A 26,104-nucleotide genomic window follows, 5' to 3' on the forward strand; every position below is an offset into this window, starting at 1 on the left:
TCGAAGCAGCATAGGTTTACAATAATCCACCCATACTGCTTTGTTTTAACCCTTCACGTTGTTTAATCGTTTCAACATAACGTGTAATGGTAGGGTGTGATTCAATCGTGTTCATTTTCAATTGCCATAACAACATCGCGCCCACGCTGACATCTGCTGCCGTAAACTGTTCACCACATAAGTATGGATTAGCCTCACTCAGCCCTTGAATCAAAGCTTGGTAAGCATCGTTGTAATCACCATAACTCACAAACATTTTTTGCTCAGGAGATACTTTTATTCCTAGAGCTTTATCAACGCCAGCAGCTTCCCAAGGTCCAGCCATCATAAATAACCAACGATAGTACAAACCACGCTTCGGATCATTCAAGGCTGGTGCCAAGCCTTTGTCACTAAACTTGTCCGCAAGATATGCGCAAATTGCCCCTAACTCATAAATAACAACATCGCCATCTACCAATACAGGTACTTTTCCAAAAGGATTAATTTTTAAATATTCTGGTGACTTCATCTCGGTTCGGTATGCAACTTCAATACGTTCACATTCAACACCAAGCTCGACTAAAAGCCAGTCGATCACTACACCACGCGATTCTTTGTTAGTATAAAGTTTAAGGCTCATTTTTATGGCTCCTTGTTTATCGTGGTTCTAGTCTACAAATATCTTTTGTCAGTTTTTGTCAGTAGTCTGCGATTCTTGTGCCCACCACTGCTGGAAGAGTTGCTGCTTAAATGATGGATATAATTCTTGGGTTAAACTTAAGTGTTGAATACGATCCATTCTAAAATGTCGAAAGTCCTGCCTTAGTTCACACCATGCGGCCAACACAATTTTGTCATTAAAGTATCCCAAGGCAAATGGCCACAAGGTTCGAACGCTACTTCGTTGTTGTTCATCATGATAATGCATTGTAATTTTGACTTGCTGCCGAATGGCTAAACGTACTTGTTCAACCTGATTTTTATCTACAGGCAGCCATGTGTTAAATGCTCTTAAGGTTGTTTGCTGTAATAAATATTGGCGATGTTCAGGCAGCACAGAATTTAATTTAGCTAAGATTGATGTAGAAGCCGATTGTAAAGATTGATCGGGTACACTCTTCAACCAATACAACGCCAGAAAAATAGCTTCAACTTCATTTTCATTGAGCGTCATTGGTGGCAATACTATGTCTTCTTTAAGCCGAAATCCTAAACCCGCTGATGCATCGATTCTCACACCTTGGGCTCGTAGACTATCAATATCGCGGTAAATACTACGAACACTAATTCCCATACGCTCAGCCAAGACGTGTGCAGTCACTGGATAACGGGATTCACGAAGTTGCTGTAAAAGATTTAATAAACGAATAGAACGGCTCATTTTTCTCGTCTTATTGTTATTGGTCATACAATAAGAGGGAATAAATTCCCCCTTCTTATATCATTCTAAATTACGCTACATCTGCATTAGATAACTTTGCATACTCTCTTAAAAAGTTGTGCAGTTCAGGTACATCTTTAGCAATCGTTAAAGGCTGGAACTGTTGTAGAACTTCGATCGAATGCACACCATAGCCAACACCAATACGTGGCATACCTAAACGCTGTGCCATCTCAAGATCATAGCTACTATCACCAATCATTATGGCGCGCTCGACGCTTACCCCTGTTACATTCAAAATTTCCTGCAACATGAGTGGATCTGGTTTTGAACGGGTTTCATTGGCTGCTCGAGTCACATCAAAAAGATGAGTACTCTGTGTTTTTGCAATCACACGGTCTAACCCACGGCGGTTTTTACCTGTTGCTACCGCAAGTTTTAAACCTTGAGCTTTTAAGTCATGAAGTAAATCAGAAATACCCTCGAACCATGCATCATTTGTCGAGTTGGCAATATAGTGATCGCCATATGCTTTTAAAATCGATTCATGTAGCTCTGGTGTTTCCGGAAATAAAGTTTGCATCACTTCCGGTAAACCTAAACCAATAATACTTTTTGCGGCTTCATCCGTTAGCGTTAACTCATGCTGCTCAGCCGCATGCTGTAAACTTGCAACAATCTGACCGACAGAATTATATAAAGTACCATCCCAGTCAAAAATCACTAATTCGGTTTTCAGACTCATTTTGCTACTCTCAAAGCCTCTAATAACTGGGTCATGTCTTCTGGTAACGGTGCTTCAATCGTTGGATAACCGGGAATATCTAAACGCATCGCATGTAAACATAGACGACGTGCTTCAGGACCCGAATAAGCAGTGTTGTGACCATATTTATCGTCACCCAGCAAAGGATGTCCAATACTTAAACCATGTACACGAATTTGATGGGTACGACCCGATAAAGGCGAAGCATGAACCAGTGTGGCATTTTTAAAGCGCTCTGCAACCACCCATTCAGTTTTACTTGGCTTACCTTCTTTAGATACACGTACGCGACGCTCGCCATTTGCTAGCTCATAGCGAAATAGAGGAGCATCAATGAGTTGTTTATCAAGACTTACCTGACCTTTTACAATAGCGGCATAGGTCTTACGAATTTTGTGTTCACGCAACATATCTTGTAGCAACTTTAAAGTGCTACGCTTTTTACTAATCATGACCAGACCAGAAGTGTCACGGTCAATACGATGAATCAGTTCTAAATATTTTTTACCTGTTGCCGCGCGTAGTGCCTCAATCAAACCATACGCCACGCCACTACCGCCATGTACGGCAATACCTGAAGGTTTATTTACAACTAATAGGCCTTCATCTTCGTAAACCACACGGCTTAATAAACCTTGAGCTACAGTGTCGCTTACAGGAACAGCAGTTTCATCTTTTTGTTCATAACGAATAGGCGCAACGCGAATCTGGTCGCCAATTGCAAGTTTGGTCTCGGCTTTAATACGTTTTTTATTTACGCGAACCTGACCTTCACGAATCAAACGATAAATTCGACTCTTTGGTACACCCTTCAAACGTGAAAACAGGAAATTATCGATTCGTTGTCCTGCTTGATGCTCATCCACCTCAAACCAAGTGACACTTTGCCATTGCTGTGTAGAATTCATACTAATATTTAAACCTGAAATTTTACGAAATTTGATTAATAAATGACCGATTAGCTTAGTTTTTTCACAAGAAATCTAAGCTTAGCCCATAGGCAGATGCTGCAAGGTTTGATATAGTCAGCGCACGGATACCACCGTAAGTGAACATCTAAAGGGAAATTTCCCTGATTGAAACCTCAATCAAAATGATGCTTTCATCACCAGCTCGGACAGGTCCTAAAGAATTATGCCGACGCCGAAGGCTTATTATATCGGCAAAATGACAAACTGTTGCGTTTAATTCAGTTTGTTCAAAAAAATATGTTACCAACTCTAGTTGGTTATGGAACGTAAACTGATACACATCAGACAAATCGATCCTTAATGTTGCCTTCAGGCTAAAGCGTTGATGCATTGGAACTGCCGAAAGCACCGATACGATGAGCATTCCGTATCAAACTTCCAATAAAGAAGTCACTTCGCGCCCAATGACAGTGAAAGTCATTAACCAATGCACCGCTCCCCCGCCAGTGAAGCAAAAGGGAATTCCGATTTAAAGGTTGAAGCAGTATTGCCTACATCACAGACGAGAATCGAAGCTAAGGCTAAATGTAGCCGGTAACAGATGACTCAGACCACAAGTATTTTGAGATCTGGGAAATGATCCGTCATGTTCGATGTTCGTTCAGAACCTTTAAGTTTGTTTGGTTTGTTTGTGTGAGTCACTATTAGGTGTCACACCCATGAAACGTATGTTGATTAATGCAACTCATGCCGAAGAAGTTCGCGTTGCACTTATCACTGGTAATCGTCTTTACGATTTTGATTTAGAGAATCGTACCCGAGAACAGAAAAAATCCAATATCTATAAAGGCCATGTCACCCGCGTAGAACCTTCATTAGAAGCTGTTTTTGTTGAATACGGCGCAGGTCGTCAAGGCTTCTTATCTATGCGTGAAATTGCGAACAGCTATTTTCAGGCAGACCCACGTCAAACTTCAAACATTCGTGAACTTATTACTGAAGGCACAGAGCTTTTAGTTCAGGTTGAAAAAGAAGAACGTGGTAATAAAGGTGCAGCCCTTTCTACTTTTATTTCTCTTGCAGGCCGTTATTTGGTTCTTATGCCAAACAACCCGAAAGGTGGTGGTATTAGCCGTCAAATTTCAGGTTCAGTGCGTGAAGAGTTAAAAGAAATTTTAGCGTCTTTAAATGTACCTCGTGGTATGAGCGTTATTGTACGTACCGCTGGTATTGGCCGTACTCAAGAAGAATTACAACTCGACTTACAACACTTGCTTGACCTTTGGGCACAAATTCAAAGTACAGCAAGCTCAGGCCCTTCTCCGATGCTTGTTCATCAGGAAGCTGGCGTTGTAACACGTGCGATTCGTGATTACTTACGTGATGACGTTGCTGAAATCTTAATTGATAGTGAACAGGCTTATAACGAAGCATATAACTTTGTTAAAGCAGTAATGCCACGTCAATTAGACAAATTAAAAACTTATACTTTAAACGAGCCATTATTCGCTCATTTTGGTATTGAAAGCCAAATTCAAACTGCTTACGAACGTGAAGTAAAACTTCCTTCTGGCGGTTCAATCGTAATTGACCAGACTGAAGCTTTAGTTTCAATCGACATTAACTCTGCGAAATCAACTCGCGGACATGACGTTGAAGAAACTGCACTGAATACAAACCTTGAAGCAGCAGAAGAAATTGCTCGTCAACTTCGTCTTCGTGACATTGGCGGTTTAGTTGTGATCGACTTCATCGATATGACTAAAGAACGCAATCAACGTATGGTTGAAGCAAAACTTCGTGAAGCAACCCAAAGCGATCGTGCCCGTATTCAGTTCGGTCAGTTGTCTCGTTTTGGCTTAATGGAAATGAGCCGTCAACGCTTACGTCCATCGCTTGAAGAAGCAACAGGTTATGTATGCCCTCGCTGTCATGGTACAGGCATGGTTCGTGACTTACGTTCACTTTCTCTTTCAATCATGCGTAAAGTTGAAGAGATTGCTCTTCGTGAACGTCATGGTGAAGTTCAGGTTGAAGTTCCAGTTGAAATTGCAGCCTTCTTGCTTAATGAAAAACGCCATAGTTTGGTGTATTTAGAGCAAACTTCTGGTGTACGTGTAACTGTATTACCTCACCCGCACTTAGAAACTCCACATTACGAAATTGCTTATAACCCAGATGGTTTTGCTCCATCTAGCTATGAACGTACTGAAGCAACTCGCTCTAGTGAGAAAGAGTTAGGTTATGAGTCTTCTGAATGGCATTTAGAAGAAGCAGATCATGCTCATGTAACAGCTCCTGCTTCAAAAAATGGTTCTGCTCAGAAAAAGACAAGCCATACAACTCAACCTGTAGTACAGCAACCTGCAGCTCAAAAAGCAGCAAGCCCTTGTGCATGGTTAGAAAACTTATTTGTTCAAAAACAAGCGCAAACTGTTGATCAATCTCGTTCAGCACAAAACGCTGCTGCTGCGATTGAGCAAATGGTAAATACGGGTGCTGTTAGCCGTGGTCAGTTCGGTCAAGTAGCCGTACCGGCTGTTGCAGAAGTTGCGCCAGTTCAAACAAATAACGCTTATATTTCACAGTCACCTGTGAAACAAGAAGTTCGTGAACATGTTGAAAAAGATGATAAATCTCAGCAACAACGTCAGAACAACAAAAAGCGTAAACATAAAGAGCAACGTGAGCAGCATCACCAATCTCATGAACAGCAACATCAAGTGCATGAAGAAGTGGTTCAGTTGTCACGCCAAGAGCAACGTGAGTTAAAACGTCAGCAAAAACGTCAACAACAGCAAGATCAGCAACATCAAAATAATGATGTACAACAAACTGAAAATGTTGTTCCACGTCGTGATCGCAATAATCAACAGCGTCCGAACCGTCCAAATCGCCACCGCGATCCAAGCGTATTAAATGAAAATCAAAATACGCCGGCACCAGTTGTTGTTGATGAAAAACAAGTTAAAGTTGATGTGATTGATGCACCTAAGCATGATGTCATGAACACTGCTTTAATTATTAATGTTGATCAAGGTCAAAGCGAGATTGTGGCGCTTACACCTGAACGCCAAGTTGAGCGTGTTGAGCCTACTCCTGCTGAAGTTGCTCCAGAGTCAACACCAGCTCCTGTTGCAGAAGAGAAAGCAGTTGTTGCTGAAGCAAAAAATGAAGCTCAGCCAACTGAACAAGCTGCTCAGCCACAAATCCAACGTGCTAGCAATGACCCACGTATGCGTCGTCGTCAGCAACGTGAGGCTAAACAAGCCAAAGCTGCTGTGCCATCTATTGCGCCATCGCAAATACCAACTTTGGCACAACACACGATCGGTAGCTTAATTCGTCATGTATATGGCGAAGACTGTACCGTATTGATTGAACAATTTGGTTTAGTACCAACGTTTAATCGTGCATTGCAAAAGTTTGCAGAACAGTATACAAGTACTTTAGTGGTTGAAGTAACTTCTGAAACAGAAGAGAAAAAGCCTGTAACTCGTGATGCAGAACTTCCAAGCCATAAACCGGCTGAAGAAGCAGAACCAGCACCAGTACTTCCACTTACTCCATCGCAAGCACCGACTCCACGTGTTGCAAATGACCCGCGTGAACGTCGCCGTTTAGCAAAATTAGCTGCGGAGCAAGCATTTGAGCAAGTGAAACAACAACATTCTGCTCAAGAAGAAGTTGTAACTCCTGCTCCTGTAGCAGAAGAAACTGTTGCTACTGCACCAGCTGAAACACAAGCTACTGCTGAACCAGAACAGCAACCGCTTGAACTTAATCAGTCAACTGAAGTTGCACAGCCTGAAGCTGCTCCTGTAGAAGAAAAAACTACAGAAACAGTAGCTGAAGCTCCTGTAGCAAAAGAACCTGCGCCATCAAAAGCAACAAGCAAAGCGAAAGTAGCTCCTGAAGAAACAGCGGCTCCGACTGAAGCGGCAGCTGATGCTGAAACAGAAGACGCTAAAGCCGACAAGGATAAACCAAGTCGTCCTCGCCGTCCTCGTGGCCGTCCGCCAAAAAAAGCTAATCCTGTAGCTGAGTAAGCCATTTGCTCAATTGCAGCTAATTTAAACAAACCTAGTCATTTCGATGACTAGGTTTTTTTTGTTATTTTTAACCAATTAGGTTGATTGCACTAGAAGAAAAGTTTTAAAAGCATGGTGAACCATGAAAACTATTGGACTTTTTGCCCCACAACCTTTTTTGGATTGATCGAAAAATAAATAGGATTGATATGAGCCAGACAACACAGACCGATATCATTACGCTTGGTGATGTTGCCACAAGACTTCCTAGCTTCATTCCCAAAGTACCCCATATCCTAAATGGTCTTAGACAGGCTTATTTAAGAACATCACATACTCCAACAGGTTTGGGTATTGCTTTTGAAAAAGCTGTTAAGCGAAATCCTAAAGGCGCGGCATTATTATTTGAAGATCAAAGTTATTCTTATGAAGCTTTAAATGAATGGGCAAACCAGATTTCCCATTACTATCTCTCCTTGGGAGCACATAAGGGTGACGTCATTGCTGTAATGATTGAAAACCGCTCGGAGCTGATTGCAACAATTGTTGGTTTAGCCAAGATTGGAGTCACGATTGCACTTGTGAATACATCACAAGTCGGTAAGGTTCTTGCTCATAGCATCAATCTGGTAAAGCCAATTGCTGTTATTGCGGGTGAAGAAGTTCGTGCTGCTATTGACGAAATTCGTCAGGATTTAAATGTTCCTAAAGATCGTTTCCACTGGTTCGCAGATCAGGCAACCCGTCAAAATTCGGGTACAGCACCTCAAGGTTATATCAATCTAGCTGACCAAATTGATCAATTTCCAAAATTTAACCCATCCACTACCCATTCTGTGACTGGTAATGATGGCCTGTTTTATATTTACACCTCTGGTACAACAGGTTTACCAAAGGCAGTTATTTTCAAACACAGTCGCTGGACATTAGCGTATGGTACTTATGGCCATATCTTAAACTTAGGCCCAGATGACGTTATGTACGTAACCTTACCGCTTTACCATGCAACAGGTGTGGTGGTTTGCTGGTGTGGTGTAATTGCTGGAAGTGCAACCCTTGCAATTCGTCGTAAATATTCGACTAGCGCATTCTGGAAAGACGTTCAAAAATTTAATGCGTCTGCAATTGGATATGTCGGTGAACTTTGTCGCTACCTAATGGATGCCCCTGTTACGGAACTTGACCGTAACCATCGTGTTACCAAAATGATCGGTAACGGCATGCGCCCAAATATCTGGGACAAGTTCAAACAACGTTTCGGTGTTAAAGAAGTGCTTGAGCTTTATGCATCGAGCGAAGGTAACGTCGGATTTAGCAACATTTTCAACTTTGACAACACAGTTGGCTTCTCTCCTACACCATATGCCATTGTTCAGTTCGACAAAGAAAAAAATGAACCAATCCGCGATAAAAACGGCTGGTGCCAAAAAGTAAAAGCAGGTGAAGTTGGCCTACTCATTGGGAAAATTACTAGCCGTTCTCCATTTGATGGTTACACCGACCCTGAAAAGAACAAGTCTGTGATCTGGAAAGATGTTTTCAAAAAAGGTGACTCTTATTTCAACACTGGTGATTTAGTTCGAGATATCGGTTTCCGTCATGCTCAGTTTGTGGACCGCCTAGGCGACACTTTCCGCTGGAAAGGTGAAAACGTATCGACCACTGAAGTGGAAAACATGGTGTGTGAATACGAAAAAATTGCTGAAGCTGTTGTGTATGGTGTAGAAATTCCAAATACCAACGGCCGTGCTGGTATGGCAGCAATTACGCTGGCAGATGGTGAAGAGTTAAATGATGCAGATTTAACCGAAATGGTCACTGTGTTTAAGAAGTGTTTGCCTGCTTATGCTGTACCGGTATTTTTACGTGTACAAAAAAAGGTCGAAACAACAGGCACATTTAAATATCAGAAGAATAAACTGAAAGAAGATGCGTTTAATCCGAGCAAAACTTCTGAACGTTTACTCGCTTTATTGCCTGGTGCAAGCAGTTACTGTGACATCACAACTGAAATTTTTGACAACATTCAGGCATATAAATACCGTTTTTAGTTCATTTTTTAGCTAAACAAGAGGAAATCGTGCTTTTTATAGGCAATCATGCAAATGTTTTTAAATTTCCTCTTGTGTTAGTTGAATAACTTGCTAAAATACGCGACATCAAAACGATACGGGTCGTTAGCTCAGTTGGTAGAGCAGCGGACTTTTAATCCGTTGGTCCCGCGTTCGAGTCGCGGACGACCCACCACTTATCTGTTTTGAACCTATTTGGGTCGTTAGCTCAGTTGGTAGAGCAGCGGACTTTTAATCCGTTGGTCCCGCGTTCGAGTCGCGGACGACCCACCACTTATCTGTTTTGAACCTATTTGGGTCGTTAGCTCAGTTGGTAGAGCAGCGGACTTTTAATCCGTTGGTCCCGCGTTCGAGTCGCGGACGACCCACCACTTATCTGTTTTGAACCTATTTGGGTCGTTAGCTCAGTTGGTAGAGCAGCGGACTTTTAATCCGTTGGTCCCGCGTTCGAGTCGCGGACGACCCACCAAATTCTAAAAAGCCTCTCACAATTTGAGAGGCTTTTTTTATTGTTATCTTATTTTCTTTTTATGACTAAAAGATGACGATACATTTTCGATTTAAAACCTCTCCCACCCAATTCATAAAAACTTCTAATCGTTTCGGAATATAAGTCCTGTTGGGATACAAAATATTAAGTGGAAGTGACGGTGCACTATAAGCACTCAGGACCTCAACCAAGATTCCCTGCTCAATTTTATCTTGAACATCATAGTAAGGAACTTGAATAATCCCTAAACCTGCACAGGCCGCAGCACTATAAGCTTCCGTATTATTTACACTTAAAGCACTATCCATCATCACGCTTCCTCCTTGATATACAAACTCACCCTGCTTTTCACCTACGGCTCCCGCATAGTTAATGAGTTTGTGCTGAGATAGATCTTCTAATTGTTCAGGCATACCGTACTGTTCTAAATAGCCTCTACTTGCACAATTCACCATGACCAAATGGCCAATAAATCTTGCAATTAAACTACTGCTATCTAGCTCACCTACCCGAACAACACAGTCAATTCCTTTTTCAATTAAGTCAGTCATGTCATCAGAACTATTAAGCTGCAAATGTATATCTGGATAGCGATGATAAAAATCTGACAGTTCAGGAATAATTACTTGATGCACAATCCGACTGGGCATCGAAATTTTTAATGTGCCTCGGTAATGCTGTTTTTGGGTCTGAATGAGTTGTTCTAATTGTTCATAGTCCAATAAAAGATTTTGGCATTCTGGCAATATTCGCTGTCCATCTTGCGTAAGACTGACTTTACGTGTAGTTCGATGAAATAAGCGTACGCCATAGTGAGTCTCAAGCTGTTGAATAGCACTCGTTACTGTTGAGCGCGGTAAATCGAGTCGATGTGCAACCTCACTAAAGCTTTGTCGTTTAGCGACTTCTGTAAAAATAAAAAATTGCTGCAAACGATCCATTTAATTGTTCGTATTTTCTGAATAGTTAAACCAAACTAGCACAATTGATCAAAAATTACCGCCAATCTAGACTAAAAATACATTAAAACAAGTCATCATAGGAACAATCATCATGACAACTCATAGCCTCAAAGATAAAGTTGTATTGATTACTGGCGGTGCTAAAAACCTCGGCGGACTCATTAGTCGAAAATTTGCAGAACAAGGAGCAAAACTCGCAATTCACTATAATAGTTCAGAAACTCAAGCAGATGCCGAGCAAACACTCGCAGACGTAAAAGCCTTGGGTGCAGATGCAATTCTAATTCAGGCAGATCTAACAGATATCGATAACATCGAGAAGCTATTCTTAGACACTAAGCAGCATTTTGGTGGAATAGATATTGCGATTAATACAGTTGGAAAGGTCTTAAAGAAGTCATTTTTAGAAACGACAGAACAAGAGTTTGATAGCATGAGCGATATCAACTCAAAAATTGCCTATTTCTTTATTCAATCGGCAGGTCGACATTTAAATAACGGTGGAAAAATCTGTTCAATCGTGACTTCTCTTCTTGCAGCCTATACTGGACTCTATTCAACCTATGAAGGTTTAAAAGCACCTGTTGAGCATTACACCCGCGCTGCATCGAAAGAATTTGGAGATCGCCAGATTTCTGTAACTGCTGTTGCACCAGGTCCAATGGACACACCGTTCTTTTATGGCCAAGAGTCTGCTGAAGCAGTCGCTTATCATAAATCAGCTTCAGCTTTAGGTGGACTTACTAAAATTGAAGATATTGAGCCTCTCGTTCGCTTTTTAGTCACTGATGGTTGGTGGATTACGGGCCAGACGATTTTCGCAAATGGCGGTTATACTACCCGCTAAAATTAAAAAAGCCGCATCTAATCGTGCGGCTTTTTCTTTAGGACTATTTAATTATAAAAACTCTTCGAGTATCGAATTTAAGAAAATATGCCCTTGCTCTGTACAGGCCAAACGAGTGCTGTCCTCTACCAGAAGTTTCCTTGCCCGTAATGAAGTAAGCACATCATTTAAATCATCTAAACTTAAGCCTGTACGCTGTTTATATAAATCGGCTTTTACCCCATCATTTAAGCGTAAAGCATTCATCATAAACTCAAAAGGTAGTTCATCTGCTTCAATCTTTTTCATTTGTAAATGTTCTGCTGGAACTTTAGCTAAATAGTCTTTCGGCAAACGAGTCTTTTGGAAACGATAGACGCCATCTGACTGTGTTACTTTGCCATGTGCACCTGCACCAATTGCAAGGTAATCACCAAACTCCCAATAATTTAAATTATGAGCTGAAGGCTGCTCTTTACGCCAAGCTGACACTTCATAATTGATAAAGCCATTTGCTTTTAGATATGCTTCGCCTTGCTCTTGAATATCTTCTAACACTTCATCTTGAGGTAGAACAGGCTGCGTTCGGAAAAACACGGTATTTGGCTCAATAGTAAGTTGATACCAACTGATATGTGTAGCACCATGCTCTACAGCCATCTTTAAATCATAAAGTGCTTGTTCGAGTGTTTGTTCAGGCAGACCATGCATTAAATCGACATTAACTCGCTTAAAGCCTGCTTGTCTTGCTTGCTCTATTGCATCCATAGCATTATTTGCTGAATGAATACGTCCAAGCTTTTGCAAGTGATCTGTATTAAAAGTCTGTACACCAATCGACAACCGGTTAATCCCCGCCTCTAAATAGCCTGCAAACGGGTCATGTTCTAGTGTTCCCGGATTAGCTTCTAAAGTAATTTCACAGTTATCTTCAAGTTTAAGTAATGACTTAAGCTGCTCAAACAGCCATGCATAACCTTTAGCAGAAATAAGTGAAGGCGTTCCCCCACCAATAAATACACTGTGAATTGAACGCCCTTGTGCCATCTCAACTTGAGTTTTAAAGTCGGCCACTAAGGCTTTTAAATAGATTTGCTCGAGTTCTGACGAAAGCGCACCATCAGGCACCGCATGCGAGTTAAAGTCACAATATGGACATTTACGCACGCACCAAGGCATGTGGATATATAAAGATAACGGAACAGAAGCAGGGTTTAATACAGCCAAGGAACAAGGTCCAATTTACACAATATTTCTATTTTAACATGACTGCATCAATGGGCTTATGAAAACATACCTTAATTGCTTTAGACTGTTTTTAAACATACTTAAATATTGATAAAAATGATGAAATTCTCTAGTCAACTTTTCCTGATCTTACCCTTAGCTATGGGAATCGGTGTTGCCATGGCTTTTCAGACTGCAATCAATGCTCAGCTTCGTGAGCAATTACACTCACCATTACAAGCGGCATTGTTATCATTTTTCATAGGCACTATTGTCTTGGCCATTATGGTGTTCTTCCAAAGTGCTGAAAAACCCTCTTTAAGTGAAATATCTAATATTCCTTGGCTTCTTTGGACCGGAGGATTTCTTGGGGTTTATGCAATTAGCATGAGCATTTATACTGCACCTAAGCTTGGTTTTTTAACCTTTACAGGGTTAGTCGTTTTTGGACAATTGGTCATTTCTATGTTACTTGATCATTTTGGCTGGTTAGGCACCGAAAAGACACCTGTTACATGGCAACGGTTTCTTGGTGGAGTGGTCATCTTTGTTGGTGTGTTACTCACCTTGCAGCGCTAGTTTCATTTTTATATTTATAAAGAGTACCTTTTGTGTCGAATGTCACGTCGTTTCGGGCTGAATTAAAACAACTCTTCCATTTAATGTTACCTATTTTAATTACGCAGTTTGCTCAAGCAGGGTTCGGGTTAATTGATACCATTATGGCTGGGCATTTATCTGCCGCAGACTTAGCCGCTATTGCGGTAGGTGTAGGGTTATGGGTTCCCATTATGCTTCTGTTTAGCGGCATCATGATTGCAACTACGCCGTTAGTTGCAGAGGCAAAAGGCGCTAGAAATACAGAACAAATTCCTGTGATTGTTCGTCAGTCATTATGGGTTGCCATCATTTTAGGTGTAATGGCTATGCTCATTTTGCAGCTTATGCCTTTTTTCTTACACGTATTCGGTGTTCCAGAAAGCTTAAGACCTAAAGCAAGTTTATTCTTGCATGCTATTGGTTTGGGTATGCCTGCTGTAACTATGTACGCAGCGCTACGTGGCTATTCAGAAGCTTTAGGCCACCCACGTCCTGTAACCGCGATTAGCTTATTGGCCTTAGTGGTTTTAATCCCGCTTAACATGATTTTTATGCATGGCTTAGGACCAATTCCAGCCTTAGGTAGTGCAGGCTGTGGCTTTGCAACCTCCATTTTACAATGGCTGATGCTGATCACTTTAGCAGGCTATATCTATAAAGCTTCTGCTTATCGAAATACTTCTATTTTTAGTAGATTTGACAAAATTAACCTGACTTGGGTTAAAAGAATTTTAAAGCTTGGCTTGCCAATTGGTTTAGCAGTGTTCTTTGAAGTAAGTATTTTTAGTACAGGTGCATTAGTCCTTAGCCCATTAGGTGAAGTGTTTATTGCTGCACACCAAGTGGCTATTTCAGTTACCTCTGTGTTGTTTATGATTCCGCTATCACTTGCAATTGCCTTAACCATTCGCGTGGGGACGTATTATGGTGAAAAGAACTGGGCTTCCATGTACCAAGTACAAAAGATTGGTCTAAGCACAGCAGTATTTTTTGCTCTATTGACTATGTCGTTTATTGCCTTAGGCCGTGAACAAATTGTCTCGGTTTATACTCAAGATATAGACGTTGTACCTGTTGCCATGTATTTACTCTGGTTTGCAATGGGGTATCAGTTGATGGATGCTCTACAAGTCAGCGCTGCCGGCTGTTTAAGAGGCATGCAAGACACACAAGCACCAATGTGGATTACCCTAATGGCTTATTGGGTGATCGCTTTCCCAATCGGGCTTTATTTGGCACGTTATACCCATTGGGGCGTAGCTGGCGTATGGCTTGGTTTAATTATTGGTTTAAGTATCGCCTGTGTTTTACTGCTCTCACGGCTCTACCTAAATACAAAGCGCCTAAGTCAAACCTAATAAAAAAGCCGATGAAATATCGGCTTTTTTATTTTATGCAGACTTTGCCCGCGGGCTTGCTCCAATTTGCCAGACAAAAGGTAAATCCGTACGGTTTACTTCCCAATCTCCAATCACTTTTTCTTTATAAATAAGCGGATTATGTGAAGACACAGTACGCGCATTACGCCAGAAACGATCAAGTTGTTTCGCTTGGCTACTTGCTGATGCACCTAATGCATTAAATAACTGACTTGTTAAATCAAGCACTAAATTGGAAATCACGACCTGCCCTTGTGCCGACTCAAGCTCGGCATCTACATTAAACTGATGCTCTTTCACTTCAGACTCGGCAAAATGGCTTTCATAAGCCTTTTGTAATGCCTCGGCCGTTTTCAAGGTGATTGCTTCACTTGCATAAGCTTGAGCTGAGGCCTTACCGACCACTTGTAAAACTTGTGGGTCGTGACGAACCAAGTCACCATTACCATGACTAAAAATACGTTTGCGTTCACGAATTTCCTGACTGAACGTCTCGACTGCAGCGCGCGCAATACCTGTTAATGTTGCAAGATGCACCACCTGATAAAAAGCGGTTTGATACTTAAAACGTTGGTCAAATGGAATGAGGTTTGAAGCTGGCAAATGAACTTGATGTACTTTTAAAGTACCACTGCCGGTTGTCTTTTGACCAAAGCCATCCCAATCATCAAGCACACTTACACCTGTTTCATGACGGTAAATAGCAGCAATCACATGACGGTCATTTACCTCATCGTAAGCAAATAAATCAATCCAGTCTGCAAAGATACTGCCAGTTGAATAGTACTTTTCACCATTTACCACCAAGTTACCCGAAGCGTCTTTGGTGACACGTGTAACGACATCACCAATCTGTACATTTCCAACTTCTGTCCATGCATTTCCGACTAAATCGCCTTGTATAAAACGCTGAAACCAGACTTCTTGCGAATGCTCTTTATGAGCAACCAAGCGGTCTTCAACAAATGCAAAATGACCACGTAAAGCTTGTACAATATTGGAATCAGCTTCTGCTAACTCTGCTAAAAGCTGGAACAGTTGAGGTAATGAAACCCCATCTCCACCATATTTACGGGGTACTCGTACAGCACCCAACTTAGCTTCTTTTAACCACTGAATCGGTTCAAAAGGTAAGATTCGCTCTTTTTCCCGTTGAATTGCACCTTGCGCAATTTTCTCAAAAATAGGACGAAATCTGTTTGCAACCTTTTCATAATCCGCGCCTACCGATAGTTCTTCTAATTCAATTTGAGCTGTTGTCATCGTTATTCTCCTAATTTTGTTTTTTCTTCAATTTAACTCCATGCATGACGAGGTGGTTGAACTCCATTGAGGTAGTAGTTACCGACAATGTGATATTTCCAACGCACAGGGTCATGCAAGGTATGGGTACGGGCATTGCGCCAGTGACGGTCAAGGTTGAGTTCAGATAAAGTAGAACGCGTACCCGATAACTCAAAAAGTTTATTGGCAGCCAAAATAGCAATTTCTGTGGTAAGTACTTTTGCCTCGGCAACCAATAGTGTCGCTTGGTTTACATGTTCTTCGGTGGTGTCAGCAATCGCCTGATCAATTGCATCTCCAGCCAAATCCAGTACCGCTTCTGCTGCACGCAGTTTGATTTTTAAGTCACCAATATTTGCAATGGTGTAGGGGTCATCACTGGCTTTTTCCAGACCTGAATCAATCCATGCACGGCTGTGATTTTTGACATATTGAATCGTTTCTTCAATTGCACCACGCGCAATACCTGCATCGACTGCAGCCTGAATAAACTGAGAAATAGCACCTGCTGGTGTTGGGCGTTCAAATGCTTGGTAAATCGGAACTAGATATTCTTCACGTACTGGCACCTGATTTAGTTCTACCGTGCCACTAGCGGTGGTACGTTGTCCAAAACCAGACCAGTCATTAATAATATTGACCCCAGAAGTTTCACGTGGCACAAGTGCAGCATAAGGTTGTCCTTGTTCATTTACAGCAACAATTGGAATCCAATGTGCGAGCAAAGCACCCGTTGCAAAGAATTTTTTGCCATTAATTTCATAGCCATGTTCGGTCTTTTCAAGTTTAGTCGTAAGGTCCGCGACTGTCTTACTGTGTTTTTCCGAAAATGCATTGCCAAAACGAATTCCTCTTAGCACCAAATTAAAGAAGAACTGTTGCTGTTCAGGTTTCGCATCTAGTCTTAAATGTTCAATAAAAGCCAAGTGATTTTGAGGCAACTGAGCAAGGGAAGGATCGACACTTGCAATTGTTTTGATCACTTCTGCTAAAGTTCGATACTTGACTTGTGCGCCACCAAATTGCTTAGGTACTGTAATGGCCCACAGGCCGCTTTGTGAGAACTGCTGAATTTCATTTAAGGGTAAACGGCGTTCTCTATCACGATCTGATGCTTCTTGGGCAAACTCTTGAGCAAGTTGCTTGGCAATCTCAATTGCTTCTTCATCAGAACGAATAATATGTGCATCTTTCGACTGCTCGAATACAGATAAAGGAACCGCTTGAGAGCGCCCATAGGACGAATTTAGACTGGTCATAACTTTTATTGTCTCTATTTCTTATTTAACATGTCCTTCACCTTAGCACTAAAAAAACAGCGACTTTATAGATATTAAAGCTTTGTTTATGAAATGAATTTTGAAAAGCTTTTCACATTTTTTACTTTAAAAATAACGTTTTGTTTTTCGAAAATTTTCTTACATGCGATAAACAATTTCATATAGGCTTTTTAAGTTTTGTCACCTATGATCAAAACTAGACAATATTATGTTGTAGTCAACGAGGTATCGAAGATATGGCAAAGAATGCAAGTTCACCTGGCAAACGATTTATGAAACTTGCAGGAATGACCGCGAGCATTGCAACAAAAACCGTTTCTAACTCGATTCGAAACCTGACTGCGGATGAAGAACAGAAACTGGCTGCAAAAACTAAATTGTTTCAAGATATCGGTCTACAGATTGCAGACACCTTAGGTGAAATGAAAGGTGCTGTCATGAAAGTTGGGCAAATTGCATCGCAATATAAAGATATCTTCCCACCAGAAGTTGCTAAAGCAATATCAAAACTACAACGCCAAGCTCCAGCCATGCCTTTTGCAGCGATTCAGCAACAAGTTGAACGTGAGCTTGGAAAACCGCTCAATGCTGCCTTTAAATCTTTTGATGAACAGCCTTTTGCTGCTGCATCGATTGGACAAGTTCACAAAGCAGTTTTGCCAAATGGTGAACAAGTTGTGGTTAAGGTTCAATATCCCGGTGTTGATGAAGCCTGTGAAAGTGACTTAAAACAAGTACGTTTAGCACTACGCTTAATGGGTGTACTTAAGATTGATAAAAAGCTGCAAGATCAGCTTTTTGCAGAGATTCAAGATAGTCTATCAGCAGAGCTTAACTATGAAATCGAAGCTCAAAATCTTGAGGTCTTTAAAACTTTTCATAGTAAATTAGACGACAAAATTATTATCCCGACTGTTTATAAAGATTACTCTTCAAGACGTATTTTAACCTTAAGCCTTGAACAAGGTGACAGTATTGAAACTGCTAGTTCTTGGCCTATCGAAATTCGAAACACAATTGGCCGACGTTTAATCCGCGCTTTAGGTCAGGAAATGTTCTTTTTAAAACGTTTTCACTGTGACCCTCATCCGGGTAACTTTGCCTTCCGCCAAGATGGCAGTGTCATTATTTATGACTATGGCAGTGTTAAAACGCTTTCCAATGAAATTGTCTATAGCTTTAAACGATTGGTGAATGCAGCTCGTCATGAAGATATTGATCTTATTGAAACTGAGTTACTTGCTCTACACTCACTGACCGAAAAAGGTAAATTCCCGAGCGATCTTTATAAACTCTGGATTGAAGTGTTATTGCGTCCGCTTACCACAACCTATGATTTTGCAGAGAATTCATCCCATCATGATGGCATGTTACTCGTGAAAAAGTCTTTAAAATATTGGGATGTCTTTAAACCTTCACCAGATACATTAATGGTTAATAGAACCATTTCAGGACACTACTGGAACCTCATTCACTTAAAAGTACATGACAACCTGAATGATTTATTTGAAGAGCTGGTTCCACCTTCTAACTAACTTAATTTACTTATCAATGTAGCCTTTTAGGGTTACATTGACTTATTAATTGTTATGTTATAACATTTCTTTAATCAAAAATAATTTAGGACAATCTCTCATGCGTAAAGATATTCATCCTGCTTATCAACAAGTGTTATTTCATGACACCAATGCAGACGTGTACTTCTTAATTGGTAGTACCATTCAGACGAAACAAACCAAAGAATATCAAGGACAAGTCTATCCTTATGTGACTCTTGATATTTCAAGTGCATCACACCCGTTCTATACAGGTGAAGTACGTCAAGCAAGTAATGAAGGGCGTGTTGCAAGCTTTAACAAACGCTTCGCCCGCTTCAATCGTAAAAGTTAATCTTACGTTAAGTTTTAACCAATACACTTAAATCATTGGAAGCCTAAGACTCATCTCCTCCACTTAGGCTTCTTTTTTTATGTGGATTTTTTCTATATTTTTTTCAGTTGTGTATAAACTAAAACTTATCCACATCTTGTCTAAAAAATATTCTCAATTTTCCAAATATCCCATCATTTTTTTATAGCTCCCACGCTTTCAAAGCGTGTATTCGATGCTATGCTTAAGCCCCATTTGTTAGGAAGTTTAAGATTATGGCACAAGAGTTACTTGCCCAATTACAAGCAGGCACAGCAAAATTTTCAGACGTTTTAGCTTATATTGAAGCACGCTACCAACATACTCCAACAGCTTTTCAAAATGGCGCACAGCATAACGCTGCAACTGAAAATCAAGGCAGTGCAAAAGTTTTCTCTTTTGCCAAGTTACAAGGTTTAGACCAAGCACAAACTTTAAGTTTATTTGCAGAGCACTACGCATCTGTATTGGCTACCCCAGAGGGAACTGACCACCAAAATATTCGTCAGTTTATGCAAAATGGTTGGGATGGTGTGAAGTTTGAAGGTCAGGCTTTAACTGAAAAGTAATTAAGAATTTGTGAATACACGAGGGAGTCTTACCGTTTATTCTCAAATGAAAGTAGCTAATTCTGTTACTTTGGTTTTGCCCAAAGTAACCAAAGGCATTTGTCATCAACAGAACCTGTTTCCCGTTTGCACTTATCCAATATTTTGCAAAAACAATATATAGCTGATTTCAGTCAGGCTGTTGATGACTTTAACGCGTATCAAATCCCAAAATAAATCAGATGTTTTTAATTCATCATTTACTATCGTGACAAGCGGCATGGATGCCGCTGTTTTGCTGTGCTACATGGATGTAGATCAGCGAAACAAAAGATTTTTGCTTACTTTTGATCTCTCAAAAGTAAGGTATGCCTATACAAATGGTCTTGGAGAATATCGTAAAACAGAGGCCGTGCAGTATATATCGCTCCTTAAACATCGGAATATCAGTTGCCTGCTACCCAATAATAAGTCGCCAACCCCAAACACGTAAAAATTAAAGACCCAATTAAATGAATAGAAATCGCCAACATCGCCATTCCCAACTTACCACTTTGCAATAAAGTCACAATCTCAATCGAGAACGTTGAAAAGGTAGTTAAAGCACCACAAAAACCGGTAATCACAAAAAGCTTATAATTCGGGCTCAAATCACTATGAGCAAAATAAGCCATCGCAAAACCAATAATAAAGCCACCGACCAAATTAACAGTAACAGTACCCAACGGAATTTGCGGATAAATCGGGTTCAGTTTTAAACCTAAAAACCAACGCAACCACGCCCCTAGAACCGAGCCTAAAGCAATTGAAAGTAAAGGATAATACATAGAACCACCCCTTTAGTGAGATGCTAAAAGAGCAAAAAATAATGAGGGAAAATATGACATGGCGTACTCCAAAAATAAGCAGAGTACGCAATAACCTACGTACCCAGCGATATAAATACATGAGGGTAACGTAGGCATCATTAGCCAATACGGCGGTTTTTCAAGGGAGGAATGCCATCTCCCTGTTTTAAGTATATTAAATCATCTAAAAGTTGATTAAAACATACTTTTTAAATCATGGACGTTCATCGTATTGCGGTAAATCGTCACAAATGCTTTCCCACTCTGCTTTTGAAGCAGCAAAAATATGCATTGTCGGCTTTTGGTCTAATGGTGTATCTAGTGTCCCAATTCTTAAACGATACAGTTCAGGTTGGGCATCACGCGAGCTAATAAGCGGTGAACCACATTCACTACAAAACCAACGGGACACACCGTTCACAGCAAATTTTTTGACGAGGTCTTCACCTTGTGTAATTTTAAAATCTGCACTGTTGACAGGAGCATTCGTTGCAAATGCTGTTCCATTGGCTTTCCGACAGCGTTGGCAGTGGCACTGAATAATATCTCCGATACCGCCTTTAATTTCATAGCGGATACCCTGACATAAACAACTTCCTTGATAAACTGGTGATGTCTGAGACATGTTCTCATAAATCCTATTATTATTGATCGCTCAAAAATAACACTTTTCACATATCAAACATAGCACCAAATTCGCTGTTATTTTTCTAAGAATGAATGCACACCTTCACCAGCTGCTCGGCCCGTAGCAAAACATGCTGTCAGCAAATATCCGCCTGTAGGAGCATCCCAATCCAGCATTTCGCCACAGCAAAAAACACCTGAGGTTTGCTTAAGCTCTAAGCTTTCAGTTAATGCATCTTGCTTGATACCACCAGCACAACTAATTGCTTCTTCAATCGGTCTAAAACCATCTAACTTAATTTGAAGTGCTTTAATTTGCTGAGCCATAACCTCTGGTTGGCTCCATAGCGATTTATCAACCACTTCTCTAATTAAGTTAATTTTGGCCGTGTCTAAGCCCGCTTTACGCCAGATATTAGTAAGCGATTGTTTTTTGCTAGCCTGTAACTTTTTAACTAACTGTGTAAGCTCTACATCAGGCAATAAGTCTAAAAATAGATTTAAACTTTTTCCTTGTTTTTGTTGTTCTCTTAAAGCTCGTCCGAGTTTATAAATGACCCCACTTTCTAAACCGTAGTGAGTAATCACAATATCACCATGAGTAAATTGGTTAGCTTCAACCCACGCATTGATACGCTTTAAAGGTTCCCCAAAACAACTTTCCATAAAAGCTGACCAAGTGTGCAATACCCCTGCGTTACTCGCTTGAAAAGGTTCGATACTGGATTGATCCATCCATTTTTGCCAAGCGCCATCACTACCCAATTGAGACCAAGACACCGCCCCGCATGCTAATACCACTGCATCGTATTGTTGGGTAAAAGTTTCAGTGATTTGATTATTTTGGTTTTCTAAAGTCACTGTTGTACCTTGCAAATTAATACAACGATGACGATAAAAGAATTTAACTTGCTGTTCTGCTAAACGTTTTAACCAAGCACGAAGTAAAGGAGCCGCTTTCATTTCAACAGGGAAAATACGACCAGAACTACCTACATACGAGTCTATTCCTAGACTTTTCATCCAGTTCTGAATCCAGACTGCATCCCATTTTTTAACCCACGGTTTGAGCCATTCTGCATGGTCATAACGTTCAATGAACTGGGATAATGGTTCAGCATGCGAGATATTTAGCCCTGTTTTACCAGCCATCAGAAACTTACGCGCAGCCGAAGGTTTTTGCTCAAACACATCAATTTCATAAGCATACTGACTCAGTACCTCAGCTGCCATTAAACCAGCCGGACCAGCACCAATAATGGCAATCCGCTTATTCGCCATGTGTTTGCCCTTGCAATGGCGCAAACTCATCAAAACGAGTGGTATAACCTTCAGGCTTGGTCATAATGAGCTGCTGACAAAGCTCGCCACGCTCTAAATATTTAATTTCAAAATGAGTGCGTGCAGAGGTTTGCGCAATTTTTTCTTTTTGGTAAGACAGCTTCCACACGTTTAATAACTGTTGTTCAGCTTCTTCAATATATTCAGGAATATTACTTGCTAAAGTAATAGTTCCACCTGTTTTCAGGCGTGATAACAGGAACTCAAAAAATGGCATGTTCAACCAGCGTTGTGCTGGATTATGAGGTTCTGGGTTCGGATAGAGAATAAAAAAATGTTCAACTTGAGCAGGGTGTAAAGCATGTACAACCCAAGGTAAAGCATCTGCATGTAGAGGTACCAAGTTGTCTCTTGGTTCCAAACCATGCTGCTTTTGCATGGCTAAGAATTTTTCTCTAGTTCGCTCAATTGCATATAACGTGTGCTGAGGATTTTGCCCACTAAATAGCAGAGCATGTTTACCTTTGCCTGCCCCAATTTCTACACAAATTGGAGTATTTTCAATTGGGGTAAAATCACGAGGCGCTTGCATACGTTGTGCTTGAAATTGACGAATCTGCATAATCACATCAAACTAAATAAAAATCGGCACAAGTCTAACAAGTCACCTGACTTTTGCCTAATCTATTTCTCTTCACTTTGAGGATATCGCTTTATGCCACGTACATTCCCCTGCCCACGTTGTGGTGAACCAAGTGTTTGGGAAGGCAATGAATTTCGTCCGTTTTGTTCTGAACGTTGTAAACTCATTGATTTAGGCGCTTGGGCAAACGATGAATATAGACTGCCTACCCAAGATGCTCCTCAGCAAGACAAGGGTAGTCAGCATGAAGATGATTATGAGGATTAACCCGCTTTACCCGCGACAAAAGGGTTAAATTGTTTTTCATAGCCAATGGTACTCATTGGACCATGACCCGAAATAAACTGGGTTTGATCTGGCAAGCTAAAGCATTCACGTTGAATCGATTCAATGAGTTGCTCATGGTTACCACGTGGAAAGTCTGTTCTGCCTATTGAGCCTTTAAACAGGACATCGCCAGTCCAGAGTAAACCATGATTCTTGTTATAGAACATGACGTGACCTGGTGTATGTCCTGGTGCAAAACGCACTTCAAACTCATCTTCACCGAGTTTTAGCACTTCACCGCCTTCAAGCCATTGATCGACTTTTACAGGCTGTGGAATTGGAAAACCATAACGTGCAGAAACTTCCTGAATCATATCTAGCCAGAACTGATCTTCTTTATGCGGACCAACAACAGGAACACTCCACTCTTTTGCGAGTTCACCCACTGCCCCTGCGTGATCTAAATGCCCATGAGTGAGCCATAACGCCTTTACTTTTAAACCTAAAGCTTCTACTTCTTTCTTCAAAACAGCAGCGTCGCCACCTGCATCAATCAAAACTGCTTCTTTTGTTTCACTGTCCCAAACAATAGAACAATTTTGAGCAAAAGCAGTAACTGGAACAATTTTGACTTGCAGCATAAGAACCTCTGGCTAAAACGCAATTAACGGTGGGCTAAGGTATGGGTAAGGGCATCAAGATTAGCCTGAACTAAACCTGCAAGCAAATCAATATGAGCTTGATCGCTATTTAAAGCAGGAATGTAAGCGTAGCTTCCACCACCTGCCTCTTGAAACAACTCAGCGTTTTGCATAGCGAGCTCTTCAAGTGTTTCTAAACAGTCAGCAGAGAAAGCGGGACTTAAAACCTGAACAGACTTAACGCCTTGCTTCGCCCAATCTTGTAAGAGCTGATCGGTATAAGGTTTCACCCATTCTTGTTTTCCAAAACGTGATTGGAAACTAATAGCCCATTCATCATCTTTTAAATGCAAAGCTTCAGCGACTAACTTAGCAGTAATGCGACAACGGTCTGCATAAGGATCACCTTTGTCTGCATAAGGCTGCGGAATACCATGAAAAGACATCAATAGTTTTTCAGGCTTACCATGCTGTGCTTGATAAGCTAAAACACTTTCTGCCAGTGCTTGAATAAACATTGGGTGCTGGTAGTAGTCTTTAATAATGGTCAAGCCTGGCAAATTTCGCTGAGTAGGAATCCACTTAGCAAATGCGTCATATAACGGTGCTGTCGATGTGGCAGAATACTGAGGAAATAAAGGCAATAAAATGACATGCTCTTGTGGATGAGCTGCCAACTTTTCTAAAACTGCATCAATACCCGGATTACCATAAGTCATGGCGGGCAACACAGTTAAGTCAAACTGTTTATTTTCACGCTCTAAATAAGCCTGCACACGTTGAGTTTGCTCAAATACAATTTCACGCATGGGCGAATCGGTAGACCATACCGAAGCATAGGCATGCGCTACTCTTTTTGGGCGAAAAGGCAAAACAAACAGATTTAAGATAATCCACCAGATGAATTTTGGTATTTCAATCACACGTGAATCAGATAAAAACTGCTTTAAAAAACGGCGCACCGCTGGGACAGTTGCCTCATCCGGTGTGCCTAAATTCGCTAAAATGACAGTAACTTTCGGTTTTTGTTCAAACGACATGCGCAAATGCCTTTCAGTTCATCTTATGACACTAATGTAACAGTTTTCATGGTCATATCTAAATTGAATTGCTCTAAGCTTTTAATCGAGTCACCCGATGGTTCCATTTATAACTGAGCAAGAGCTTTTGCGCTTTTGTCGTTACCTTCCATAAACTATGCTGCTGATCAATCTTGGTTGGAACAATCCACCCCTGTGATTGCATCTGATTTTTAATACGGAATAGTGCCTTGTGATTAATCTGTGCGCCAGCCACCGCATGTGCTCTTGGCAGTTCCTGACGGGCATCCTCTAGTCCCGCATGATTGAGATATTCGTTGAGACAAGTTCCAAAGTTTTCTTCTGGCATGGCTGTCTCAAAATGTTTAGCCAATATACTTAAGAGCTGTGACCAAGTCATTTGTCTCTGACGCTTAAGCTCTCTAAAGTTGCCATCTTGAAAAGCTTGAATGTGATATTCAAACGCAAAAACATCATGTGGAGCCACTTCATTGGTTTGAGTTGATGACTCTACTAACTGTTGCTCTAATTGTGAAATTTTACTTTTTAATCGATTAATTTCATCTTCTAATTGATGTGCTTGGTGTGCAGGTACCCAGCCTTGCCCCACATGCTGTTCAACTATTAAAGGCATATTTAAACGGACCGCTAACTCTAAGTCACGAGGGCTTTTAAAGTAAAATATGTGGTGAGCTTCATGTAATAGTTTTTTTCTAAATGCGAGAAATTTTTCTTTAAGCTGTGGATGAGCCTCTTGTAAATGCATCTCGCGGCTTTCAGGCTGTTCATGCATAAATACCACAATAGGTTTAGCTCGACTTAAAGCGTATTCATACTCTAGAGCAAAGTAACTAGCACCAGAAATAGATTGTTCACCATACTGGCTACCTAGCAACAAAACAACATAATCCGATTCATCAATTTGCCGACGGGCAAGTGTTGTAGTTAAAGGACTTCTATACTCTAAACCCCAAGCAAAAAAACCCATACTGACTAAAGTTTGAGAGAGAACCATACGTTCAGGTTGCATCTCGCGACCTGACGTTGAAATAAAAATCTGATAGCGTGTATCGAGCATAACAATACCCTTATCGCCCCATAATCTTAATA

25 protein-coding genes, 4 tRNA genes and 1 riboswitch are annotated in these 26,104 nt (G+C 40.9%); of the genes, 13 read left to right on the plus strand and 16 right to left on the minus strand.

The window, feature by feature from the left end:
- Positions 1 to 16: 16 nt before the first annotated feature.
- The 4 genes from J576_RS03895 to J576_RS03910 form a co-directional block, all read right to left on the minus strand.
- Positions 17 to 622, minus strand: coding sequence for a glutathione S-transferase family protein (locus J576_RS03895; RefSeq protein WP_002053331.1), 606 nt, complete (start codon positions 620 to 622; stop codon positions 17 to 19).
- 48 nt (positions 623 to 670) lie between these two features.
- Positions 671 to 1,363, minus strand: a complete 693-nt coding sequence (locus J576_RS03900; protein ID WP_002053232.1) for a helix-turn-helix transcriptional regulator — start codon at positions 1,361 to 1,363, stop codon at positions 671 to 673.
- Positions 1,364 to 1,433: 70 nt separating this feature from the next.
- Positions 1,434 to 2,108 carry an HAD-IA family hydrolase gene (locus tag J576_RS03905; protein WP_002053499.1) on the minus strand — a complete coding sequence of 225 codons (675 nt, stop codon included), beginning with the start codon at positions 2,106 to 2,108 and terminating at the stop codon, positions 1,434 to 1,436.
- Positions 2,105 to 3,037 (minus strand): RluA family pseudouridine synthase, encoded by a 933-nt coding sequence (locus J576_RS03910; RefSeq protein ID WP_002053385.1) that lies wholly within the window; start codon positions 3,035 to 3,037, stop codon positions 2,105 to 2,107. The genes J576_RS03905 and J576_RS03910 overlap by 4 nt, the downstream gene beginning before the upstream one ends.
- Before the next feature lie 722 nt (positions 3,038 to 3,759).
- Between J576_RS03910 and J576_RS03915 the strand changes: the two genes are divergently transcribed.
- From J576_RS03915 to J576_RS03940, 6 genes are all read left to right on the plus strand, one after another.
- Positions 3,760 to 7,089: an Rne/Rng family ribonuclease gene (locus J576_RS03915; protein WP_002053441.1), complete on the plus strand. Its 3,330-nt coding sequence runs from the start codon at positions 3,760 to 3,762 to the stop codon at positions 7,087 to 7,089.
- Positions 7,090 to 7,280: 191 nt separating this feature from the next.
- Positions 7,281 to 9,122, plus strand: a complete 1,842-nt coding sequence (locus J576_RS03920) for a long-chain-acyl-CoA synthetase (RefSeq protein WP_022575822.1) — start codon at positions 7,281 to 7,283, stop codon at positions 9,120 to 9,122.
- 120 nt (positions 9,123 to 9,242) lie between these two features.
- Positions 9,243 to 9,318 (plus strand) — tRNA-Lys (locus tag J576_RS03925).
- Between the two features lie 22 nt (positions 9,319 to 9,340).
- Positions 9,341 to 9,416 (plus strand) — tRNA-Lys (locus J576_RS03930).
- A 22-nt stretch (positions 9,417 to 9,438) separates the two neighbouring features.
- Positions 9,439 to 9,514: transfer RNA gene (locus J576_RS03935), tRNA-Lys, on the plus strand.
- Between the two features lie 22 nt (positions 9,515 to 9,536).
- Positions 9,537 to 9,612 (plus strand) — tRNA-Lys (locus J576_RS03940).
- Positions 9,613 to 9,677: 65 nt separating this feature from the next.
- On the opposite strand, the gene J576_RS03945 is transcribed toward J576_RS03940, so the two are convergent.
- Positions 9,678 to 10,574, minus strand: coding sequence for a LysR family transcriptional regulator (locus J576_RS03945; protein WP_002053490.1), 897 nt, complete (start codon positions 10,572 to 10,574; stop codon positions 9,678 to 9,680).
- A gap of 112 nt (positions 10,575 to 10,686) precedes the next feature.
- Here J576_RS03945 and J576_RS03950 point away from each other — a divergent pair, with 112 nt between their 5' ends.
- Positions 10,687 to 11,442, plus strand: a complete 756-nt coding sequence (locus tag J576_RS03950; protein WP_002053353.1) for an SDR family oxidoreductase — start codon at positions 10,687 to 10,689, stop codon at positions 11,440 to 11,442.
- A gap of 51 nt (positions 11,443 to 11,493) precedes the next feature.
- On the opposite strand, the gene hemW is transcribed toward J576_RS03950, so the two are convergent.
- Positions 11,494 to 12,648, minus strand: coding sequence for a radical SAM family heme chaperone HemW (hemW, locus tag J576_RS03955; protein WP_002053280.1), 1,155 nt, complete (start codon positions 12,646 to 12,648; stop codon positions 11,494 to 11,496).
- 117 nt (positions 12,649 to 12,765) lie between these two features.
- Here hemW and J576_RS03960 point away from each other — a divergent pair, with 117 nt between their 5' ends.
- Positions 12,766 to 13,227, plus strand: coding sequence for a DMT family transporter (locus tag J576_RS03960; protein ID WP_001984522.1), 462 nt, complete (start codon positions 12,766 to 12,768; stop codon positions 13,225 to 13,227).
- A gap of 32 nt (positions 13,228 to 13,259) precedes the next feature.
- On the plus strand, positions 13,260 to 14,606 hold the full coding sequence (abeM, locus tag J576_RS03965) for a multidrug efflux MATE transporter AbeM (protein WP_004710751.1): 1,347 nt from the start codon (positions 13,260 to 13,262) through the stop codon (positions 14,604 to 14,606).
- Between the two features lie 33 nt (positions 14,607 to 14,639).
- Here abeM and J576_RS03970 read toward each other — a convergent pair whose 3' ends face one another.
- Positions 14,640 to 15,890, minus strand: coding sequence for an acyl-CoA dehydrogenase family protein (locus J576_RS03970; RefSeq protein ID WP_002053386.1), 1,251 nt, complete (start codon positions 15,888 to 15,890; stop codon positions 14,640 to 14,642).
- A gap of 32 nt (positions 15,891 to 15,922) precedes the next feature.
- On the minus strand, positions 15,923 to 17,170 hold the full coding sequence (locus J576_RS03975) for an SfnB family sulfur acquisition oxidoreductase (RefSeq protein WP_002053477.1): 1,248 nt from the start codon (positions 17,168 to 17,170) through the stop codon (positions 15,923 to 15,925).
- Between the two features lie 257 nt (positions 17,171 to 17,427).
- On the opposite strand from J576_RS03975, the gene J576_RS03980 reads away from it, so the two are divergent.
- From J576_RS03980 to J576_RS03990, 3 genes are all read left to right on the plus strand, one after another.
- Entirely contained in the window at positions 17,428 to 18,726 is a 1,299-nt protein-coding gene (locus tag J576_RS03980) for an ABC1 kinase family protein (RefSeq protein ID WP_002053487.1), read from the plus strand.
- Positions 18,727 to 18,826: 100 nt separating this feature from the next.
- On the plus strand, positions 18,827 to 19,081 hold the full coding sequence (locus J576_RS03985; protein WP_001224256.1) for a type B 50S ribosomal protein L31: 255 nt from the start codon (positions 18,827 to 18,829) through the stop codon (positions 19,079 to 19,081).
- A gap of 254 nt (positions 19,082 to 19,335) precedes the next feature.
- Positions 19,336 to 19,668 (plus strand): HopJ type III effector protein, encoded by a 333-nt coding sequence (locus J576_RS03990; RefSeq protein ID WP_000046495.1) that lies wholly within the window; start codon positions 19,336 to 19,338, stop codon positions 19,666 to 19,668.
- 132 nt (positions 19,669 to 19,800) lie between these two features.
- Here J576_RS03990 and J576_RS19510 read toward each other — a convergent pair whose 3' ends face one another.
- The 5 genes from J576_RS19510 to J576_RS04010 form a co-directional block, all read right to left on the minus strand.
- Positions 19,801 to 19,929 (minus strand): hypothetical protein, encoded by a 129-nt coding sequence (locus J576_RS19510; RefSeq protein ID WP_002053279.1) that lies wholly within the window; start codon positions 19,927 to 19,929, stop codon positions 19,801 to 19,803.
- 164 nt (positions 19,930 to 20,093) lie between these two features.
- Positions 20,094 to 20,474 carry a fluoride efflux transporter CrcB gene (crcB, locus tag J576_RS03995; protein WP_002053480.1) on the minus strand — a complete coding sequence of 127 codons (381 nt, stop codon included), beginning with the start codon at positions 20,472 to 20,474 and terminating at the stop codon, positions 20,094 to 20,096.
- 124 nt (positions 20,475 to 20,598) lie between these two features.
- A riboswitch (Fluoride riboswitch) is annotated at positions 20,599 to 20,665 on the minus strand.
- 44 nt (positions 20,666 to 20,709) lie between these two features.
- A complete protein-coding gene (locus J576_RS04000; RefSeq protein ID WP_002053388.1) occupies positions 20,710 to 21,120 on the minus strand; it encodes a GFA family protein in 411 nt (136 codons plus the stop codon).
- Between the two features lie 77 nt (positions 21,121 to 21,197).
- On the minus strand, positions 21,198 to 22,403 hold the full coding sequence (locus J576_RS04005) for a TIGR03862 family flavoprotein (RefSeq protein WP_002053484.1): 1,206 nt from the start codon (positions 22,401 to 22,403) through the stop codon (positions 21,198 to 21,200).
- Positions 22,393 to 23,031, minus strand: a complete 639-nt coding sequence (locus J576_RS04010) for a class I SAM-dependent methyltransferase (RefSeq protein WP_081401013.1) — start codon at positions 23,029 to 23,031, stop codon at positions 22,393 to 22,395. The genes J576_RS04005 and J576_RS04010 overlap by 11 nt, the downstream gene beginning before the upstream one ends.
- Positions 23,032 to 23,118: 87 nt before the next feature.
- On the opposite strand from J576_RS04010, the gene J576_RS04015 reads away from it, so the two are divergent.
- A complete protein-coding gene (locus J576_RS04015) occupies positions 23,119 to 23,313 on the plus strand; it encodes a DNA gyrase inhibitor YacG (protein ID WP_001138289.1) in 195 nt (64 codons plus the stop codon).
- Here J576_RS04015 and J576_RS04020 read toward each other — a convergent pair.
- The 3 genes from J576_RS04020 to J576_RS04030 all read right to left on the minus strand — a co-directional run bounded on the left by J576_RS04020 (position 23,310) and on the right by J576_RS04030 (position 26,072).
- Entirely contained in the window at positions 23,310 to 23,954 is a 645-nt protein-coding gene (locus tag J576_RS04020; RefSeq protein ID WP_002053459.1) for an MBL fold metallo-hydrolase, read from the minus strand. The genes J576_RS04015 and J576_RS04020 overlap by 4 nt on opposite strands.
- A 23-nt stretch (positions 23,955 to 23,977) precedes the next feature.
- Entirely contained in the window at positions 23,978 to 24,994 is a 1,017-nt protein-coding gene (gene hemH, locus J576_RS04025) for a ferrochelatase (RefSeq protein WP_002053301.1), read from the minus strand.
- Between the two features lie 73 nt (positions 24,995 to 25,067).
- Complete coding sequence (locus tag J576_RS04030; protein ID WP_002053430.1) at positions 25,068 to 26,072, minus strand: DUF4062 domain-containing protein; 1,005 nt, start codon at positions 26,070 to 26,072, stop codon at positions 25,068 to 25,070.
- Positions 26,073 to 26,104 lie beyond the last annotated feature (32 nt).

It is taken from the genome of Acinetobacter sp. 766875, assembly GCF_000582055.1.
GTDB classification, from domain to species: Bacteria; Pseudomonadota; Gammaproteobacteria; order Pseudomonadales; family Moraxellaceae; genus Acinetobacter; species Acinetobacter nosocomialis.

Coding starts and splice junctions, on each gene's coding strand:
- J576_RS03895 (WP_002053331.1), bottom strand. CDS start 622: ATGAGCCTTAAACTTTATACTAACAAAGAATCGCGTGGTGTAGTGATC.
- J576_RS03900 (WP_002053232.1), bottom strand. CDS start 1,363: ATGAGCCGTTCTATTCGTTTATTAAATCTTTTACAGCAACTTCGTGAA.
- J576_RS03905 (WP_002053499.1), bottom strand. CDS start 2,108: ATGAGTCTGAAAACCGAATTAGTGATTTTTGACTGGGATGGTACTTTA.
- J576_RS03910 (WP_002053385.1), bottom strand. CDS start 3,037: ATGAATTCTACACAGCAATGGCAAAGTGTCACTTGGTTTGAGGTGGAT.
- J576_RS03915 (WP_002053441.1), top strand. CDS start 3,760: ATGAAACGTATGTTGATTAATGCAACTCATGCCGAAGAAGTTCGCGTT.
- J576_RS03920 (WP_022575822.1), top strand. CDS start 7,281: ATGAGCCAGACAACACAGACCGATATCATTACGCTTGGTGATGTTGCC.
- J576_RS03945 (WP_002053490.1), bottom strand. CDS start 10,574: ATGGATCGTTTGCAGCAATTTTTTATTTTTACAGAAGTCGCTAAACGA.
- J576_RS03950 (WP_002053353.1), top strand. CDS start 10,687: ATGACAACTCATAGCCTCAAAGATAAAGTTGTATTGATTACTGGCGGT.
- J576_RS03960 (WP_001984522.1), top strand. CDS start 12,766: ATGATGAAATTCTCTAGTCAACTTTTCCTGATCTTACCCTTAGCTATG.
- J576_RS03970 (WP_002053386.1), bottom strand. CDS start 15,890: ATGACAACAGCTCAAATTGAATTAGAAGAACTATCGGTAGGCGCGGAT.
- J576_RS03975 (WP_002053477.1), bottom strand. CDS start 17,170: ATGACCAGTCTAAATTCGTCCTATGGGCGCTCTCAAGCGGTTCCTTTA.
- J576_RS03980 (WP_002053487.1), top strand. CDS start 17,428: ATGGCAAAGAATGCAAGTTCACCTGGCAAACGATTTATGAAACTTGCA.
- J576_RS03985 (WP_001224256.1), top strand. CDS start 18,827: ATGCGTAAAGATATTCATCCTGCTTATCAACAAGTGTTATTTCATGAC.
- J576_RS03990 (WP_000046495.1), top strand. CDS start 19,336: ATGGCACAAGAGTTACTTGCCCAATTACAAGCAGGCACAGCAAAATTT.
- J576_RS19510 (WP_002053279.1), bottom strand. CDS start 19,929: ATGCCGCTTGTCACGATAGTAAATGATGAATTAAAAACATCTGATTTA.
- crcB (WP_002053480.1), bottom strand. CDS start 20,474: ATGTATTATCCTTTACTTTCAATTGCTTTAGGCTCGGTTCTAGGGGCG.
- J576_RS04000 (WP_002053388.1), bottom strand. CDS start 21,120: ATGTCTCAGACATCACCAGTTTATCAAGGAAGTTGTTTATGTCAGGGT.
- J576_RS04005 (WP_002053484.1), bottom strand. CDS start 22,403: ATGGCGAATAAGCGGATTGCCATTATTGGTGCTGGTCCGGCTGGTTTA.
- J576_RS04015 (WP_001138289.1), top strand. CDS start 23,119: ATGCCACGTACATTCCCCTGCCCACGTTGTGGTGAACCAAGTGTTTGG.
- J576_RS04020 (WP_002053459.1), bottom strand. CDS start 23,954: ATGCTGCAAGTCAAAATTGTTCCAGTTACTGCTTTTGCTCAAAATTGT.
- hemH (WP_002053301.1), bottom strand. CDS start 24,994: ATGTCGTTTGAACAAAAACCGAAAGTTACTGTCATTTTAGCGAATTTA.
- J576_RS04030 (WP_002053430.1), bottom strand. CDS start 26,072: ATGCTCGATACACGCTATCAGATTTTTATTTCAACGTCAGGTCGCGAG.